At 66.1% G+C, this 16,891-nt stretch carries 13 protein-coding genes; 8 read left to right on the forward strand and 5 right to left on the reverse strand.

Annotated elements, in window-relative coordinates; translation table 11 throughout:
* Positions 1-106: 106 nt before the first annotated feature.
* Positions 107-1,813 (forward strand): IlvD/Edd family dehydratase, encoded by a 1,707-nt coding sequence (locus tag QX094_RS23610; RefSeq protein ID WP_315715744.1) that lies wholly within the window; start codon positions 107-109, stop codon positions 1,811-1,813.
* An 8-nt stretch (positions 1,814-1,821) separates the two neighbouring features.
* Here QX094_RS23610 and QX094_RS23615 read toward each other — a convergent pair whose 3' ends face one another.
* Positions 1,822-2,607 carry an enoyl-CoA hydratase/isomerase family protein gene (locus QX094_RS23615; protein WP_315715745.1) on the reverse strand — a complete coding sequence of 262 codons (786 nt, stop codon included), beginning with the start codon at positions 2,605-2,607 and terminating at the stop codon, positions 1,822-1,824.
* A 114-nt stretch (positions 2,608-2,721) separates the two neighbouring features.
* On the opposite strand from QX094_RS23615, the gene QX094_RS23620 reads away from it, so the two are divergent.
* Positions 2,722-3,957: an NAD(P)/FAD-dependent oxidoreductase gene (locus tag QX094_RS23620; protein WP_315715746.1), complete on the forward strand. Its 1,236-nt coding sequence runs from the start codon at positions 2,722-2,724 to the stop codon at positions 3,955-3,957.
* Here QX094_RS23620 and rbsK read toward each other — a convergent pair.
* Positions 3,954-4,862: a ribokinase gene (gene rbsK / locus QX094_RS23625; protein ID WP_316185145.1), complete on the reverse strand. Its 909-nt coding sequence runs from the start codon at positions 4,860-4,862 to the stop codon at positions 3,954-3,956. The two genes, QX094_RS23620 and rbsK, sit on opposite strands and share 4 nt — an antisense overlap.
* A gap of 20 nt (positions 4,863-4,882) precedes the next feature.
* Complete coding sequence (locus tag QX094_RS23630) at positions 4,883-5,776, reverse strand: sugar kinase (protein ID WP_315715822.1); 894 nt, start codon at positions 5,774-5,776, stop codon at positions 4,883-4,885.
* 205 nt (positions 5,777-5,981) lie between these two features.
* Here QX094_RS23630 and QX094_RS23635 point away from each other — a divergent pair, with 205 nt between their 5' ends.
* The 3 genes from QX094_RS23635 (at position 5,982) to QX094_RS23645 (ending at position 9,166) form a co-directional block, all read left to right on the forward strand.
* Positions 5,982-7,241, forward strand: coding sequence for a Glu/Leu/Phe/Val dehydrogenase (locus QX094_RS23635; RefSeq protein WP_315754716.1), 1,260 nt, complete (start codon positions 5,982-5,984; stop codon positions 7,239-7,241).
* Positions 7,238-8,086, forward strand: coding sequence for a VOC family protein (locus tag QX094_RS23640; protein WP_316188158.1), 849 nt, complete (start codon positions 7,238-7,240; stop codon positions 8,084-8,086). Before QX094_RS23635 ends, QX094_RS23640 begins: the two co-directional genes overlap by 4 nt.
* Before the next feature lie 138 nt (positions 8,087-8,224).
* Positions 8,225-9,166: an NAD(P)H-binding protein gene (locus QX094_RS23645; RefSeq protein ID WP_316188219.1), complete on the forward strand. Its 942-nt coding sequence runs from the start codon at positions 8,225-8,227 to the stop codon at positions 9,164-9,166.
* Between the two features lie 747 nt (positions 9,167-9,913).
* On the opposite strand, the gene QX094_RS23650 is transcribed toward QX094_RS23645, so the two are convergent.
* The gene (locus QX094_RS23650; RefSeq protein WP_316188159.1) at positions 9,914-11,131 is read right to left on the reverse strand and encodes a cytochrome P450; all 1,218 of its coding nucleotides are present in this window, start codon (positions 11,129-11,131) and stop codon (positions 9,914-9,916) included.
* A gap of 280 nt (positions 11,132-11,411) precedes the next feature.
* On the opposite strand from QX094_RS23650, the gene QX094_RS23655 reads away from it, so the two are divergent.
* The 3 genes from QX094_RS23655 to QX094_RS23665 all read left to right on the forward strand — a co-directional run bounded on the left by QX094_RS23655 (position 11,412) and on the right by QX094_RS23665 (position 16,469).
* Positions 11,412-12,098 carry a helix-turn-helix domain-containing protein gene (locus tag QX094_RS23655; protein ID WP_315715751.1) on the forward strand — a complete coding sequence of 229 codons (687 nt, stop codon included), beginning with the start codon at positions 11,412-11,414 and terminating at the stop codon, positions 12,096-12,098.
* Position 12,099: 1 nt separating this feature from the next.
* Positions 12,100-13,290 carry an efflux RND transporter periplasmic adaptor subunit gene (locus tag QX094_RS23660; RefSeq protein ID WP_315715752.1) on the forward strand — a complete coding sequence of 397 codons (1,191 nt, stop codon included), beginning with the start codon at positions 12,100-12,102 and terminating at the stop codon, positions 13,288-13,290.
* Positions 13,291-13,370: 80 nt separating this feature from the next.
* A complete protein-coding gene (locus QX094_RS23665; protein ID WP_316188160.1) occupies positions 13,371-16,469 on the forward strand; it encodes a MexW/MexI family multidrug efflux RND transporter permease subunit in 3,099 nt (1,032 codons plus the stop codon).
* Positions 16,470-16,590: 121 nt separating this feature from the next.
* Here QX094_RS23665 and QX094_RS23670 read toward each other — a convergent pair whose 3' ends face one another.
* Positions 16,591-16,872, reverse strand: a complete 282-nt coding sequence (locus tag QX094_RS23670; protein ID WP_316183413.1) for a hypothetical protein — start codon at positions 16,870-16,872, stop codon at positions 16,591-16,593.
* Positions 16,873-16,891 lie beyond the last annotated feature (19 nt).

Consider the following 16,891-nt stretch of genomic DNA (forward strand, 5'->3'; position numbering starts at 1 on the left):
GACGCGAACCCGGAATCTCGATGTGAGAGCGCAAGACAATGTCTGGATTCCGGGTTCGCGCTTCGCGCGCCCCGGAATGACGTTGAGAATGAAAGAAGAGAAGACCATGACCGATGGATTGCGCAAGGGACTGACCGCTTACGGCGATGCCGGCTTCTCGCTGTTCCTGCGCAAGGCCTTCATCAAGGCGGCCGGCTATTCGGACGACGCGCTCGATCGCCCGATCGTCGGCATCACCAACACCTACAGCGACTACAATCCGTGCCACGGCAACGTGCCGCAGATCCTGGAGGCGGTGAAGCGCGGCGTCATGCTGTCGGGCGCGATGCCGTTCGTGTTTCCGACCATCTCGATCGCCGAGAGTTTTGCGCATCCGACCTCGATGTATCTGCGCAATCTGATGGCGATGGAAACCGAGGAGATGATCCGCGCGCAGCCGATGGATGCGGTGGTGGTTATCGGCGGCTGCGACAAGACCCTGCCCGCGCAGATCATGGCTGCGGTGTCGGCCGATCTGCCGACGGTGGTCATTCCGGTCGGGCCGATGGTGGTCGGGCATCACAAGGGCGAGGTGCTCGGCGCCTGCACCGACTGCCGACGTCTCTGGGCGAAGTATCGCGCCGGTGAGATGGACGGCAGCGAGATCGACGCAGTCAACGGCCGGCTCGCTCCTTCGGTCGGCACCTGCATGGTGATGGGCACGGCCTCGACAATGGCCTGCATCACCGAGGCGCTCGGACTGTCCTTGCCGATGAGCGCGACCATCCCGGCGCCGCATGCCGAGCGCTTCCGCTCGGCCGAGGCCAGCGGCCGGGTCGCGGCCGAGATGGCCAAGGTGAAGGGACCGAAGCCGAGCGAACTGCTGACCCCTGCGGCGTTCCGGAATGCGCAGGTGGTGCTGCAGGCGATCGGCGGCTCGACCAACGGGCTCGTGCATCTCACCGCCATCGCCGGCCGGACGCCGCATAAAATCGAACTCGATGCATTCGACAGCATCGGTCGCGAGGTGCCGGTGCTGGTCGATCTCAAGCCGTCCGGCGATCACTACATGGAGCATTTCCATCACGCCGGTGGCGTGCCGAAGCTGATGAAGCAGCTCGGCGATCTCATTGATCTCGATTGCCGCTCGATCACCGGCCAATCGTTGCGCGACATCGTGGCCGCTGCCGAGGACGTGCCGGGGCAGGACGTGATCCGCGCGCGCGGCGACGCGATCAAGCCGGAAGGCGGCCTTGCCGTGCTGCGCGGCAATCTGGCGCCGCGCGGCGCGGTCATCAAGCATTCGGCGGCAAGCCCCAAGCTGCTGCAGCACACCGGGCGCGCCGTCGTGTTCGAGTCGATCGAGGACATGACCTTGCGGGTCGATGCTCCCGATCTCGACGTCTCGGCCGACGACGTCCTGGTGCTGCGCAACGCCGGGCCGAAAGGCGCACCCGGCATGCCGGAGGCGGGGTACCTGCCGATCCCGAAGAAGCTCGCGCGCGGCGGCACGAAGGACATGGTGCGCATCTCCGATGCGCGCATGAGCGGCACCGCCTTCGGCACCATCGTGCTGCATATCACCCCGGAGTCCGCGGTTGGAGGCCCGCTGGCGCTGGTGCGGAGCGGCGACATGATCCGGCTCGATGTTCCCAAGCGCAGCATCGACCTGCTGGTCGACGACGCCGAGTTGGACCGGCGTCGCGCTGCGCTGAAGCAAGCCGCAACGCCCGAATGGGCGGAGCGCGGCTATGCGCATCTCTTCCATGAAACGATCCTGCAGGCCGACGACGGCTGCGATTTCGATTTCATGCGCCGGAAAGGGAAGGGGTGAGCGCAGTCCTACTTTCCCTTGCTGGTGAACCGCTTCACGGCGGCGCGGAATTCATCCGTGTGCATGCAGTTGATGATGGCATCGCGCTCGGCGGCGAGCTGGTCTTCGACCGAGCTGGTTGGCGCGCGATGGATCAGCGCCTTGGTCGCCGCGATCCCCGCCGGCACATTCTGCGCCAGCCGCGCAGCCAGCGCGTCGGTGGCTGCCGCGAGCTCGGGGGCGGGGACGACTTTCGCGACCAAGCCCCATTCATGGGCCTGCGCGGCCGTGAAGCTGTCCTCCGCCAGGAAGATCTGCAGCGCCCGCCTGATGCCCACAGTGGCGACCACGCCAACTGTACCGCCGCCGTCGGGCGACACGCCGAGCTTGGCATAGGCCGGCGTGAAGCGCGCGTCCTCGGCGGCAATGCAGAGGTCGGCGGCGAAGGCGAGCGACATCCCCGCGCCGGCGGCGGAGCCGTGCACGCTCGCCAGCACGATCTTGGGCATGCGCCGCAGGCTCGCGATGAAGGCATGGTAGTGATGCAGCAGTTCGCTGACGACAGGCGTGATGGCGTCGGCCTCGGCGGCAGCGCCGATCGTCTGCAGGTCGCCGCCGGCGCTGAAGGCGCGGCCTTCGCCTTTCAGGATCAGCACGCGGATGGTGTCGTCGGCCTCGACCTGGGCCGCAAGCAGCTCCAAGCGCTTCGCAATCGCAAGGTTGATGGCGTTGAACGCTGCCGGGCGGTCGAGCGTGATGGTCGCGATCGGACCTTCGATGCTCAGGCGGGCAGGTTCCGCTACGGCGTCCGACATTCATACCTCCCGGGGCGTGGCTTTTGTTGCCGCATTTAAACCGTACGGCGGGACCGGTGACAATGCCGGACAAGTCTGCCAAAACCCGGTTCCGTCGGCGTGGACAATGACAGAATGGGGCAGGGTGCAGTGACGAAGGGACCGGTGGTGATCGTGGGTGCGGGGCATGCGGGATTCCAGCTCGCGACCTCGCTGCGTCAGGCAGGCTTTGCCGATCCGATTCATCTGATCAACGACGAGTCGCATCTGCCGTATCAGCGCCCGCCGCTGTCGAAGGCGTATCTGAAGGGCACTGGCGGTCCCGAGACCCTGATGTTCCGACCGCAGAAGTTCTACGCCGACCAGACCATCGATCTCGTCTACGATCGTGCCGTCGCTGTTCAGCGCGATCAGCGCCGGGTGCTGCTCGCCTCCGGTAGGACGCTCGACTATGGGCACCTCGTGTTCGCGACCGGTGCGCGCAACCGGCTGCTCGACATTCCCAACGCCAATCTCCCGGCGGTGCGCTATCTGCGCATTCTCGACGACAGCGAAGCGCTGCGAGGCTTGCTCGCCGATGCCAAGCGGGCCGTCGTCATTGGCGCCGGCTTCATCGGTCTTGAATTCGCGGCGACTGCGCGGATCAAGGGCCTCGCGGTCGACGTGCTCGAGCTCGGCGCGCGGGTGATGGCGCGGGCAGTGACCGCCGAGATCTCGGACTACTTCCAGAAGCAGCATGCGGAAGCCGGCGTGCGCATCCATCTCGGCGTGCAGGCCACCAGCATCGAGGCCGACGGCAACAAGGTCACCGGCGTCAGCCTCAGCGATGGTCGGCACATCCCCGCTGACCTCGTCGTGGTCGGCGTCGGCGTGCTGCCGAATGTCGAGCTCGCCGCCGAGGCTGGATTGCAGGTCGCCTCCGGCATCGTCGTCGACGAATATCTGCTCACCAGCGATCCGCACATCTCGGCCATCGGCGACTGCGCCCTGTTCGTCAGCCAGCGCTTCGGCGGGACGCTGCGGCTGGAGTCGGTGCAGAACGCCACCGATCACGCCCGCTGCGTCGCGGCGCGGCTGACGGGCGACGTCAAGCCCTATGACGGACAGCCGTGGTTCTGGAGCGACCAGGGCAATGACAAGCTCCAGATCGCGGGGCTCACCACCGGCTATGACCAGGTCGTTCTGCGCGGTGACCCGGCGCAAAAGGCGTTCTCCGCGTTCTGTTACAAGGAGGGCCGACTGGTCGGCATCGAGTCGGTCAACCGCGCCGGCGACCATATGTTCGGCCGCAAGTTGCTGGCTGCGGGCGGCACCTTGGATGCAGCCAAGGCCGCTGATCCCAGCTTCGACCTGAAGAGCGCTCTGGCCTAGAGCCACGCGCGAACCTCCTCCTCGGTCGGCATCGACGGGCCGGCGCCCATGCGCTGCACCGAGATCGACGCGGCGACGTTGGCATAGCCGATCGCATCCGCAATCGCCGCGCCCTGTGACAGCCGCGCGGCCAGCGCACCGACGAAGCAGTCGCCGGCGCCGGTGGTGTCGACAGCCTTCACCGCGCGGCCTTCGACCAGCCGGGCCTCGGCACCAGAAACCGCAACCGCGCCACGCGCGCCGAGCGTGATGCAGACTGTCTGGTCGTCGCGAGGCTTGAGCGCGCGAACCGCCTCATTCACCTGCTGCGGCGTCGACGCGTCGCCGAGCTCGATGCCGGCCAGGAAACCGAGCTCGGTTTCGTTGAGCACGAGGACATCAACCAGCGCAAACAGCGTGCTGTCGAAGGCGCTCGCGGGGGCGGGGTTGAGGATCGTGGTGGCGCCGGCCGCTTTGGCACGCTGGAAGAACGCGGCAATCGTCGCTTGCGGGATCTCGAACTGGCTGACGGCCACGTCTCCCGAGCCAAGAGACACCTGCGCCACATCGTCGGCGCTGACCTCGGCGTTGGCGCCTGATATCACCACGATCGAGTTGTCGGCCTTGGCCAGCGTGATGATCGCGGTGCCGGTCGACGCGCTGGCGCTGTCCTTCACGGCGGTGAGATCGATGCCCTGAGCCGTGAGAAATGCGCGCAACTGCTCCCCGAAGGCGTCGCGACCGAGCCGACCGATCAGCGCCGTCGGCACGCCGAGCTTGGCCGCGGCGACGGCCTGGTTCGCTCCCTTCCCGCCCGGAAAGTACATCACCGACCGGCCGGCGACGGTCTCGCCGATGCGCGGATGGCGCTCGGCCGCAGCCACCACATCCATGTTGATGCTGCCGGCGACGACGACCCGCCCCATCCGCCTGCTCCCCACAACCGCTAGACGCGAGCCTCGAATTCCTGCCGAACCAGCTCGATATCGGCGAGCGTCGGCAGGCCGGCCTCGTTGCCGAGCTTCTGGATCTTGAACGTCGAGGCCGCGCGGGCGAACTCGAAATGCTCCTTCCAGCCCTTCGCAGGATTGGCGAGGTACGAATACACATAGGCGCCATGGAAGACGTCGCCGGCGCCGTTGGTGTCGATCACGCGCTCGCGCGGGATCGGATAGGCGGGCAGCGTATGCACGGCGCCGACCTCGTCATACCAGAGCAGGCCCTTTTCGCCCTGGGTGACGCCGCCGATGCGGCAGCCGCGGCTCTTCAGGTAGTCGAGCATCTTCTCCGGCGTGAGGTCCATCTGCTCGCACAGCCGCTCGGCCACGATCGCGACGTCGATATATTCCAGGAGCTCATGGGTGTTGGTGCGCAGGCCGCCGCCGTCCAGCGAGGTCAGGATGCCGGCCTCGCGGCACAGCTTGGCATAATGCAACGCCGCGTCGGGCTGGTGGCCGTCGACATGCAGCGCCTTGCAATTGCCGAGATTGAGCAGCGGGAACGGGTGGATATGCGCATCGTCGCGGCAGCGCACGATGGCGCGCTTGCCGTCCTTCGGCATGATGAAGGACAGCGAGGAGGCATTGACCTTCCGGGGATGGACGGAGATGCCGTATTTCGCGGTCATGTCCTGGAACATCCGCCCGAGCCAGTCATTCGCGACGGTGGCGATCAGGTCGGGCACGATGCCGAGCTTGGCGCAGCAAAATGCCGCAGTCACCGCATTGCCGCCGAACGAGACGGCATAGTCGGATGCCACGTGCTTCTCGTCCCCCGTCGGCATGTGGTCGGTGATGAACGTCACGTCGATGTAGGTCTGTCCGATGAAGAGGGCCTGCATTGCCATTTCTGTCTCACTAAGGGGTGATCGCGGCCCCGGCGCCGCAGATTAGCAAGCGGTCAAAGCGGATCAACGCTGAAATTCTTCGTCAAATCGTCACCTTGGTGGTTGAGATCGGCCGTCTGCTACCGGTGGCCCCCTGCCGCCGGCGCTCGGGTCGCGCTATGGTTGCCGGCCTGCAGAAGCGCAGATTCGGGAGTGGAATATGACTGTCTATGCGGGTCCGGTCTTCGAGATGGCCACCAATCAGTTCAACGTGATCGCCGACCACCTTGGCATCCCAGCCGACGAGCGGGACCGGCTGCTCTTGCCGAAGCGGGCGATCACCGTCTCGTGTCCGATCCACAAGGATGACGGCACGATCGCGGTCTATGAAGGCTACCGGGTCCAGCATCTGCTGACGATGGGGCCGACCAAGGGCGGCACGCGGTTCGCTCCGACGGTCGACATTGGCGAGGTCGCCGCGCTCGCGATCTGGATGAGCTGGAAATGCGCGCTGGTCGGGTTGCCCTATGGCGGCGCCAAGGGCGGCATCAACGTCGATCTCTCCAAACTGTCGAAGCGCGAGCTCGAATCGCTGTCGCGCCGCTATATGCAGGAGATGATCCCGTTCGTCGGCCCGCATACCGACGTGATGGCGCCCGACATGGGCACCAACGAGCAGGTGATGGCGTGGTTCATGGACACGTATTCCATGTACCAGGGGCAGACGGTGATGGAGATCGTGACCGGCAAGCCGGTGTTCTCCGGCGGCACGTTGGGGCGCCGCGAGGCGACCGGCCGCGGCGTCGCCCATGTGTCGAGGCGGGTGATGGACGAGCTGGGCATCGACCCGACCAAGTCCACCGCGGTCGTGCAGGGCTTTGGCAACGTCGGCTCGTATGCCGCGCTCGGCTTCCACCAGATGGGCATGAAGGTGATTGCGGTCAGCGATCACACCGGCGCCCTCCATGATCCGCGCGGCCTCGACATCCCGGCCTTGATGGCGCACGCCGCCAGGCACGGCAGCATTGCCGGCTTCTCCACCGAGCTCGCCTTCGATCCGCGGGAGATCCTGACCCTGGCCTGCGACATCCTCGTGCCGGCCGCGGTCGAGCGGGTGATCGACGCCAAGGTGGCGGCGAACCTGAAATGCCGCGTCATTGCGGAAGCCGCCAACGGCCCGACCACGCCGGATGCCGATCTGGTGCTCGACCAGCGCCGCAACGAGATCTTCCTCATTCCCGACATTCTCTGCAATTCCGGTGGCGTCATCGTCAGCTATTTCGAATGGGTGCAGGACCTGCAGCAGCTGTTCTGGGAGGAAGAGGAGGTGATGCGCAGGGAGTACCAGATCCTTGACCGTGCCTTCGAGCGCATGCTGACGCGCGGCAAGACCGACGGCATCTCCCACCGGACCGCGGCGATGGCGATCGGCGTGGAGAAGGTGCGCGCCGCCAAGAACTCGCGAGGGCTGTTTCCGTGATCACCGGCCTCGACCACGTTGTCGTCCTGCTGCAGGACATCCAGGCCGGCAGCGCCGCGTTCGAGACGCTGCTGGCGCGCAAGCCGTCCTGGCAGAATTCGGGCGAGGGCGCCGATCGCGTCCTGTTCACGCTCGACAATATGAGCCTGGAGCTGATGGCGCCGGCGGGCCAGGGCGTGGCCGCCGACCGCATCCGCAACGTGATCAAGATCTGGGGCGAGGGGCTCGCCAGTATCTGCTTCGCCACCGGCGATATCGGCAAGATGCATCGGCGGCTCGAGCGGGTCGCGCTGAAGCCGGATCCGATTGCCGAGGTCGACAGCACCGACCGCATCTCGGGCCAGACGCTGCATTGGAAGCGCACCCGCGCCATGACCGATCTCACGCGTGGCGTGCGCATGTTCTTCCTCGAGCTCGCCGAGCCGCGCCCGCCGTCCGCCAAGACCGCCGATACGGCCGTGCTCGGCCTCGACCATATCGTGATCTCGACCGAGGATCCCGAACGCGCCGCCGCGCTCTACGGCGCGCGGCTCGGCCTCGACATGGCGCTCGACCGCAGCCATCAGGAATGGGGGCAGTTGATGTTCTTCCGCTGCGGCGACCTGATCGTCGAAGTGGTAAAGCGGCCGGTCGCCGGCAACGACAAGGCCCATGACAAGCTGTGGGGCCTGAGCTGGCGCGTCGCCGACATCGAGGCGACGCGCGCGCGGCTGCTCGCCGCCGGCCTGCAGGTCTCCGAGCCGCGCGCCGGCCGCAAGCCGGGCACACGGGTGATGAGCCTGTACAGCGGCACCTGCGGCATCCATACGCTGATCCTGGAGAAGACGCCGCGCGCGGCGCAGTGAGGTCGAAGCGGAGCCGACAGCGTCATGGGCCAGCCGGCCGTGATATGGGTCGGAACGGCATTCGGAGTCTTTGCCACGCCGATGATCTCTCCTTCCGAACCGGCTCCCGCCACTGTGTCCCGTCCACGCCGCGTCTTCATGCTTGGCGCGACGGGAACGATCGGCCGTGCCACGGTACGCGCGCTCGTCGCGCGCGGGCACGAGGTGGTCTGCTTGGTGCGTCCGCGCCATGACGCCGTGAAGATCGCGGGCGCCACCGTCAGGACGGGGGATGTCACCGATCCCGCCTCCCTCGCACGTGACGGCTTTGGCGGTGAGCGGTTCGACGCCGTGGTGTCCTGCATGGCCTCGCGGACCGGCGTGCCCAGGGATGCCCAGGCGATCGACGACCAAGCCCATGTGAACGTGCTGGATGCCGCGCGGAGTGCCGGTGTGAGTCACTTCGTCCTGCTGTCCGCCATCTGCGTGCAGAAGCCGCTGCTGGCGTTTCAGAGGGCCAAGCTGGCGTTCGAAGCGCATCTGATGGAGCAGGGGCTGACCTACTCGATCGTCCGCCCGACCGCGTTCTTCAAGTCGCTGTCGGGACAGGTCGCGCGGGTGAAGCAGGGCCGGCCCTATATGGTGTTCGGCGACGGCCGGTTGACGGCGTGCAAGCCGATCAGCGACGGGGACCTCGGCGACTATCTGGCCGGATGTCTCGATGACGAGCGCCGCTGGAACCGGGTGCTGCCGATCGGCGGCCCAGGCCCCGCCATCACGCCGATCGAACAGGGCGAGCATCTGTTCGCGCTGCTCGGACGCAAGCCGCACTTCCGGCACGTCCCGGTGGCGCTGCTCGATGTCATCATCGGCGGGCTCGATGTCGCCAAGCGGATCGTGCCGTCGCTGGCCGACAAGGCGGAGCTCGCCCGCATCGGCCGCTACTACGCGACCGAATCCATGCTGGTGCTCGATTCCGCCACCGGCCGCTACGACGCCGACGCCACGCCGTCGACCGGATCGGAGACGCTGTTCGACTACTACGCCAGGCTGATCCGCGGCGAGGCGACCGCCGAGCGCGGCGATCACGCTGTGCTTTAACCTCGATCTCTCCGCGTCATTGCGAGGAGCGCAAGCGACGAAGCAATCCAGAGTCGCGGGCGCGGCCCTGGATTGCTTCCGCCGTCGCCCTTCGGGCTTTGGCGGACAGGTCGCTTCGCTCGCAATGACGGAGAGATGAGACATGCGGTCTTCTTCTCGCGGCGCGTTTCGCGTCCGAGCTTTACCGTTCGTCCTGCCCTTTTCGAGAAGAGGGCACGGGGAATGCCGGGCGCTGGCCGCACCCATGGCCCGCCTGCGGAAAAAAATGCAGGCGGCAGGAACCACAGGTTCAGCCGAGAACACCCGGCATTCCCCGCGCGATGGTTTGACGGCTGCTTCGCGTTCTCCCCGGTGCTCCGGGCTTTCTGGCCACCGTTGCCCGCGCGGCGCGTGAGCGCCGGCACGGGCGTGACACCAGCGTCGGGGTGTCAGGACCACGCGACTTGACCGTGCGCATCGCTGCCGTTCGTCCGCGCGAGGTTCACTCGCGCGCAGCACCGACACGCCCACCGCATCCCGCACCCGACGTTCGTGACGACCGCGAAGCGCCCCTCGTGTGAGGCGGGACGGGAGAACGTATACACGAATTCTGAAAAAAAGAAAGAAGATTCTTTCGACGGGTGAGTGTCGGCGGAAGCGGGCGGGGATCACCCTCTTCGTGTCGCCGGTCGGACCTTCCGACAGCCGCGCGTAGAGCGGATTGCGGACTGAATTGCTCCGGTCACGCCGCGCAACGTGATCCTCGCCTCAGCCGACCACACACGGCACACTCGCAAACCCGCGAAACCGCACCCGGCCGCCGCGCACTGGCTCGCCCTCGAGCTGATAGTTCGGAAACCGCGCCAAGAACCGCCCAATTGCCACGGCGCCCTCCAGCCTTGCCAGCGCCATCCCTGCGCATTGATGGGCGCCGGTGCCGAAGGCGAGGTGGCGGTTGGCGAGGCGGGTGATGTCGAAGCGTTCGGGATCGTCGAACTGGGCGGGATCGCGGTTGGCGGCGCCGATGCACAGCGTGACCGATGTTCCAGGCGCCAACGCGATGCCGCCAAGCTCGACGGCTTCCGTCGTCATCCGATTGCCGAGCTGGTTGGAGCTCTCGTAGCGCAGGATCTCTTCGACCGCGGTACGGATCAGGTTGGGGGCCTCGATCAGCCTCCTGCGCTCGGCCGGATGCTGGCCCAGCAGGACGAGGCCGTTGCCGATCAGATTGGTGGTGGTCTCGTGGCCGGCATTGAGCAGGAAGATGCAGTTGTGCAAGAGCTCCGTCTCGCTCAGCCGCTCGCCGTCGGCCTCGCCTTGGATCAGCCGCGTCAGCACGTCGCGCTCGGGATTGCCGGGAGCCACGCGCCGCCGCGCGACCAGGTCTTTGAGATAGGTCAGCATGTCGCCGACCGCCTGGTTGCCACGGGCGAATTGCTCGGCCGACAGCACCGGCTCCAGCGCGCCGAGAATGGCGAGCGACCAGTCGCGCAAGGGACCGCGCTCCTCGTGCGGCACGCCGAGCAGGTTGCCGATCACCTCGATCGGAATCGCCGCGGCGAAATCCTCGATCAGCTCGAAGCGGTCCTTGGCGGCGATCCGGTCCAGCAGTCCGTCGACCAGCGCGATCAGCGCCGGCTCCATCTCGGCGATCGCGCGCGGCGACAGCGCGCCCATGATCAGGCGGCGCACCCGGGTGTGCGCCGGAGGATCGTTGAAGACGAGGCTCGTCGTGTGATGCTCGTACAGCAGCGAGTTGCCGTATTTGGGCGCGAACTCGCGCTTCTTGTCCGACGAGAACGTCCTGGTTGCCTTGTAGGCGGTGACCAGATCGTCGTAGCGGGTGAGGAAATAGGAGCCGTTGCGCATGCGCTTGACCGGGGCGTGCCGGCGCAGCGCGCGATAGGTCGGGTAGGGATCGGCGTAGAACTCCGGCGTCAGGCTCTCGAGATCGAACTGGCTGGCGAGCGCTGCGTCGTCGGTCATGTCTGGTCCTCCCGGCCGATTCTTGTTTTTGTCCCGGCGACCGTCGCACGGCGAGCAGCGGAAGAAAATGTGCCCGCCGCGGTGGTCCCCGCGCGGCCTTGCGTCCACCGATGGAGCGGTGCCCCAGATCCGCCGCTTTGAGAGGTATAGAATTGCCTTTGGCGCCGGTGAAATCCCGCCTGCAATTTCAGGGACTTGGCCGCCGACCCTGCTGCGCCGCGGCATCTTTCTTGACATAGATCAAGTGAGTATTTACTCACGGCCGATGTCCACTTTGCGCATGACAAGCGATCTCCGGAGGCAGCTGATCCTCGGTGCAGCCAAGCGCTGCTTCGCGCGTCATGGCTATGCCGGCACCACGACCAAGAGCGTGGCGGCCGCGGCGGCGATCTCGGAAGCGCTGCTGTTCAAACATTTCCCCTCCAAGGCGGCGCTCTATGCGGAGATCCTCACCGAGGAGTGCGAGACCGATCCGGATTTCGAGGTGCTGCTCAGCCAGGAACCTTCGACCGCGACGTTGGTCATGCTGATGGCCGGGATGGTCCGGCATTTCCTCGGCATTGCCGACGGCCCCAATGAGGAAGAAGAGCAGCGGCTGCGGCTGATGGCGTCGAGCCATCTCGACGATGGCGAGTTCGCAAGGCTGCTGTATACGAAGATCGATGATCTGATCGGCGCCAAGTTCGTTAACTCTCTGGACAGCGCCGTTGCCTCCGGTGACGCCGTGCGATTGGCGGCCGCGCCGCGCGATCTGTTCTGGTTCGCGCATCACACGGTCTTGATGGCGGCATTGACGCGGCTTCCATCCATTCCCTGTGTGCCGTATGGAACTGCGGCGAGCCTGGAGCGCCAGCTCAGCGAATTCATCCTGCGCGGCATCGGACTGACCGACGCCGCCATTGCGTGCTACCTCGATCACGAATTGTCGCAACCTCCGGCCCGGCCGGCGACGGCAGAAAGTGCATGACATGAACATTGCGACGGAACCCAAGCTCTCAGGAAAGCCGGTCCACGGCAAGCCGCGCAAGCGCACCCGCCCGGTGCTGTGGTTCATCGTGGTTGGCGGCCTGCTCGTGGCGCTGGTCGGCGGTCTCGTATGGTTCAACATGTTCCGCGACAAGATGATCGCGCAGTTCTTCGCCAACATGAAGCCGCCGCCGCTCAACGTCAGCGTCGCGACGGCGAGTTCGGAGACGGTGCCGAACCTGTTGACCGCAGTCGGCGATCTCGCCGCCGTGCATCAGGTCAACGTGACCTCGGACGTCAGCGGCCGCATCACCGACATCATGTTCACGCCGGGCTCCACGGTGAAGCAGGGCGCGCCGCTGGTGCAGCTCTATGACGCGCCGGATCAGGGCGATCTCGCCAACTACAAGGCCCAGGTGACTGTGGCGCAATTGTCGCTTGATCGCGCCAAGCAGCTGGCGTCGCGCCAGTTCGGGCCGCAGGCGACCGTCGACCAGGCCCAGGCCGCCTACGACCAGGCCCAGGCCGGCATCGCCAAGACCGAGGCGCTGATCGCGCAGAAGCTGGTGCGCGCGCCGTTCGACGGCGATCTCGGCGTCCGCAAGGTCGAGGTTGGCCAGTATCTCAGCGCCGGCACGCAGATCGTGTCGCTGACCGATCTGTCGGAGCTGTGGGTGAACTTCACCGTGACGGAGAAGGACAGCGGCCAGCTCAAGGTCGGCCAGACCGTCCGCATCGGCGTCGATGCCTATCCGGGCCGGACCTTCGAAGGCAAGATCACCACGATTGAGCCGCAGATCGCGACCGACACGCGCAACATCCGCGTGCAGGCGACGATCGCCAATCCGGAGCGCATCCTGAAGCCGGGCATGTTCGCCACCGCCACCGTGGTGCTGCCGGAGAAGCCGCCGGTGCTGACGGTGCCGGAGACCGCGGTCGACTACACGCTCTATGGCGACTCGGTGTTCGTGATCAACGAGAAGAAGACCGACGACGGCAAGACCGCGCTGACGGCCGACCGCATCTATGTGCAGACCGGCGACCGCATCAACGGCCGCGCGGTGATCCTCAAGGGCCTCAAGGAAGGCGATCGCGTCGTCGCCGTCGGCCAGCTCAAGATCCAGTCCGGCGCCGCGGTCGCGATCTCCACCGATCCGCTGCCGCCGGTCCCGGCGAAGCCGCCGCGCTACTGAGCGACCTCTGATCCAATGCTGGGCCGCCCTGAGGCGGCCCGCCCGGACCTCATCTGACTTCTGCTGACGGGATTGCCGCGATGCGTTTCACCGATATCTTCATCAAGCGCCCGGTGCTGTCGGTCGTGGTCAGCCTGCTCATTCTGCTGCTCGGCCTGCGCGCCGCCTTCGTGCTGCCGATCCGGCAATATCCGAAGCTGTCCAACACCGTCGTCAACGTGACGACCGTCTATCCCGGCGCCTCCGCCGATCTGATGCAGGGCTTCATCACCACGCCCTTGGAGCAGGCGGTCGCATCAGCCGAGGGCGTCGACTACATCACCTCGTCCTCGGTGCAGGGCACCAGCACGATCCAGGTGTTCATCAAGCTCAATTTCGATCCGAACCAGGCGCTCACCGAGGTGCTCGCCAAGGTGAACTCGGTCCGCTACCTCATTCCGAAGGAATCCAACGATCCCATCGTCACCAAGACGACGGGACAGACGACCTCGGTGATGTATCTCGGCTTCTCCAGCGAGGAGCTGTCGGGCTCGGCGATATCAGACTATCTGACGCGCGTGGTGCAGCCGGTGCTGTCGACGGTCGACGGCGTCGCCGCGGCGAACATTCTCGGCGGCCAGACCTTTGCGATGCGGATCTGGCTGAACCCCGAGAAGATGGCCGGCCGCAACGTGTCGCCGACCGACGTCGCGGCAGCGATCGCGGCCAACAACTTCCAGTCCGCGGCCGGACAGGCGAAGGGCTATTTCATCGTCTCCAACGTCACGACCAACACCGGCCTCACCGACGTCAACCAGTTCAAGCGGATGATCGTCAAGGCCAAGGACGGCGGCTTCGTGCGGATGGAGGACATCGCCACCGTCGAGCTGGCGGCGCAGAGCACCGATGCCAGCGTCGCCTTCAACGGCGAGCGCGCCATCTTCATCGGCGTCGACGCGACGCCGCAGGGCAACCCGCTCAACATCGTCAAGGGCGTGCGCGCGCTGTTCCCGGACCTCGAGCGCAATTTGCCGCCGTCGATGAAGATGAAGGTGGCCTACGATTCCACCAAGTTCATCCAGTCGTCGATCGACGAGGTCGAGCACACGCTCGGCGAGGCCGTGCTGATCGTCATCGTGGTCATCTTCCTGTTCCTGGCGTCGCTGCGTTCGGTCATCATTCCCGTCGTGACGATCCCGCTGTCCCTGATCGGCGTCTGCACGATGATGCTGGCGCTCGGCTTCAGCATCAACCTGCTGACCCTGCTGGCGATGGTGCTGGCGATCGGCCTCGTCGTCGACGACGCCATCGTGGTGGTGGAGAACATCCATCGCCATCTGGAGGAGGGCAAGGCGCCGGTGCAGGCCGCATTGCAGGGCGCCCGCGAGATCGTCGGCCCCGTCGTCTCGATGACGATCACGCTGGCTGCGGTGTATGCCCCGATCGGCTTCCTCGGCGGTCTCACCGGCTCGCTGTTCCGCGAATTCGCGTTCACGCTCGCCGGCTCGGTCATCGTCTCCGGCGTCATCGCGCTGACCCTGTCGCCGATGATGTGCTCGGTGCTGCTGCGCAGCGCCGAGGAGGGCCGCTTCGCGCGGCTCGTCAACCGCGTGTTCGGCGCGATGACGCGCTGGTACGGCCGCCAGCTCGACCGCTCGCTCGACTACCGGCCGGTGACGGCGCTGTTCGCGCTGACGATCCTCGGCCTCGTCGGCTTCCTCTACATGCACACCTCGAAGGAGCTGGCGCCGGAGGAGGATCAGGGCATCGTGTTCTCGATCACCAAGGCACCGAAATACGCCAACATCGACTACATCAACTTCTACACCGACAAGGTCGACAAGGCGTTCCAGAAGTTCCCCGAGACCGACCTTCGCTTCGTTCTGAACGGCATCCTCGGCCCGCAGGGCGGCTTTGCCGGCATGCTGCTCAAGCCCTGGGACGAGCGCACGCGCTCCTCGATCAAGCTGAAGCCGCTGGTGCAGGCGGAGCTGTCCAAGATCGAGGGCATCAACGCCTTCGCCTTCAACCTGCCGGCGCTGCCGGGCGGCCCCGGCGGCCTGCCGGTGCAGATGGTGATCAGCTCGACCAGCGGCTTCCAGGCGGTCTATGAGCAGATGGCCAAGCTGAAGGACGCCGCCCGCAAGAGCGGCATGTTCATCGTCTCCGACAGCGACCTCGAGTTCAATCAGCCGGTGGTCAAGGTCTGGATCAATCGCAGCAAGGCGAGCGATCTCGGCATCACCATGCAGTCGATCGGCAACACGCTGGCCGTACTGCTCGGCGGCAACTACATCAACCGCTTCAACCTCGAGGGCCGCTCCTATCAGGTGATTCCGCAGGTGCCGCGTGACAAGCGGATCTCGCCGGAATCGCTGTCCGGCTACTATGTCGCGACCTCGGCCGGCCAGCAGGTGCCGCTGTCGACCGTCGTCAATATCGAGACCGCGACCGACCCGAACTCGCTGACGCATTTCAACCAGCTCAACTCGGCGACCTTCTCCGCCGTGCCGATGCCGGGCGTCACCGTCGGGCAGGCGGTCGACTTCCTGGAGAAGCAGGCCAAGAACCTGCCGTCCGGCTTCAGCCACGACTATCTCGCCGACGCCCGTCAATACGTCCAGGAGGGCAATCAGCTCGCCATCACCTTCGGCTTCGCGCTGATCATCATCTTCCTGGTGCTGGCGGCGCAGTTCGAGAGCCTGCGCGATCCGCTGGTGATCATGATCAGCGTGCCCATGGCGATCGTCGGCGCGCTGATCCCGCTGTTCTTCGGGCTGGCGACCATGAACATCTACACCCAGGTCGGCCTGCTGACGCTGGTCGGCCTGATCACCAAGCACGGCATCCTGATGGTGGAGTTCGCCAACGAGCTGCAGCTCAACGAGGGGATGGACCGCCGCGCCGCCATCGAGACGTCCGCGCGCATCCGCCTGCGGCCGATCCTGATGACCACGGCGGCGATGGTCACCGGCCTGATCCCGCTGTTGACCGCGACCGGCGCCGGCGCCGCCAGCCGCTTCTCGATCGGCCTCGTCGTCGTCGCCGGCATGTCGATCGGCACCTTGTTCACACTGTTCGTGCTGCCGGCCGTCTACACCGTCATCGCCACCAACCACCAGGCCGCCGCCAAGTCGCTGCGCGCCCGGCAGATCGCCCAGTTCGACGCCGAGACCGACCACGCGCTGAAGGCGACGTGAGCGGGCAGTTTCTTTGGGTTGCTGAAGATCAACGGCGGCTGCTCCTGGCAGTCGCCGTTTTTGTCGGGCCGTCTCTTACTCCCTTTACTGGCGTCACGGCCGGCGGCGCCCGCCGCGGCGCTCAGCACAGCGGCCTCCTAAAGAACAGATGGTCGAGCAGGATCAGCAGAGCGGCGATGCCGATGATGATGAGAAACGCGAAGGCGTAGTGCAATGACCGATGGAAGTGCGCGCGATAGGCGCGGGAATATTCGTCGGCAGTCACACGGCGGAGCGTGAACCAGCCGCGCCATTCCGGTGCATGGCTCGCCATCAAGACCCGCTCGCGAAACGCCAGCGCCCAGATCACGACGCCAGCCCCCATGTCGACGATCGTCAACAATCGCAGGAGATCCTCAGCCATTCGAGCTAGCATGGAGAGA

The organism is Bradyrhizobium sp. SZCCHNS1050, from assembly GCF_032484785.1.
Classification (GTDB): Bacteria; Pseudomonadota; Alphaproteobacteria; order Rhizobiales; family Xanthobacteraceae; genus Bradyrhizobium.

Excerpts from the sequence above, each read along its gene's own strand:
- QX094_RS23630 (WP_315715822.1), bottom strand. The coding sequence starts at position 5,776 with ATGCAGGCCCTCTTCATCGGACAGACCTACATCGACGTGACGTTCATC.
- QX094_RS23670 (WP_316183413.1), bottom strand. The coding sequence starts at position 16,872 with ATGGCTGAGGATCTCCTGCGATTGTTGACGATCGTCGACATGGGGGCT.
- QX094_RS23650 (WP_316188159.1), bottom strand. The coding sequence starts at position 11,131 with ATGACCGACGACGCAGCGCTCGCCAGCCAGTTCGATCTCGAGAGCCTG.
- QX094_RS23665 (WP_316188160.1), top strand. The coding sequence starts at position 13,371 with ATGCGTTTCACCGATATCTTCATCAAGCGCCCGGTGCTGTCGGTCGTG.
- QX094_RS23615 (WP_315715745.1), bottom strand. The coding sequence starts at position 2,607 with ATGTCGGACGCCGTAGCGGAACCTGCCCGCCTGAGCATCGAAGGTCCG.
- QX094_RS23645 (WP_316188219.1), top strand. The coding sequence starts at position 8,225 with ATGCTTGGCGCGACGGGAACGATCGGCCGTGCCACGGTACGCGCGCTC.
- QX094_RS23635 (WP_315754716.1), top strand. The coding sequence starts at position 5,982 with ATGACTGTCTATGCGGGTCCGGTCTTCGAGATGGCCACCAATCAGTTC.
- QX094_RS23660 (WP_315715752.1), top strand. The coding sequence starts at position 12,100 with ATGAACATTGCGACGGAACCCAAGCTCTCAGGAAAGCCGGTCCACGGC.
- rbsK (WP_316185145.1), bottom strand. The coding sequence starts at position 4,862 with ATGGGGCGGGTCGTCGTCGCCGGCAGCATCAACATGGATGTGGTGGCT.
- QX094_RS23620 (WP_315715746.1), top strand. The coding sequence starts at position 2,722 with ATGGGGCAGGGTGCAGTGACGAAGGGACCGGTGGTGATCGTGGGTGCG.
- QX094_RS23655 (WP_315715751.1), top strand. The coding sequence starts at position 11,412 with ATGACAAGCGATCTCCGGAGGCAGCTGATCCTCGGTGCAGCCAAGCGC.
- QX094_RS23610 (WP_315715744.1), top strand. The coding sequence starts at position 107 with ATGACCGATGGATTGCGCAAGGGACTGACCGCTTACGGCGATGCCGGC.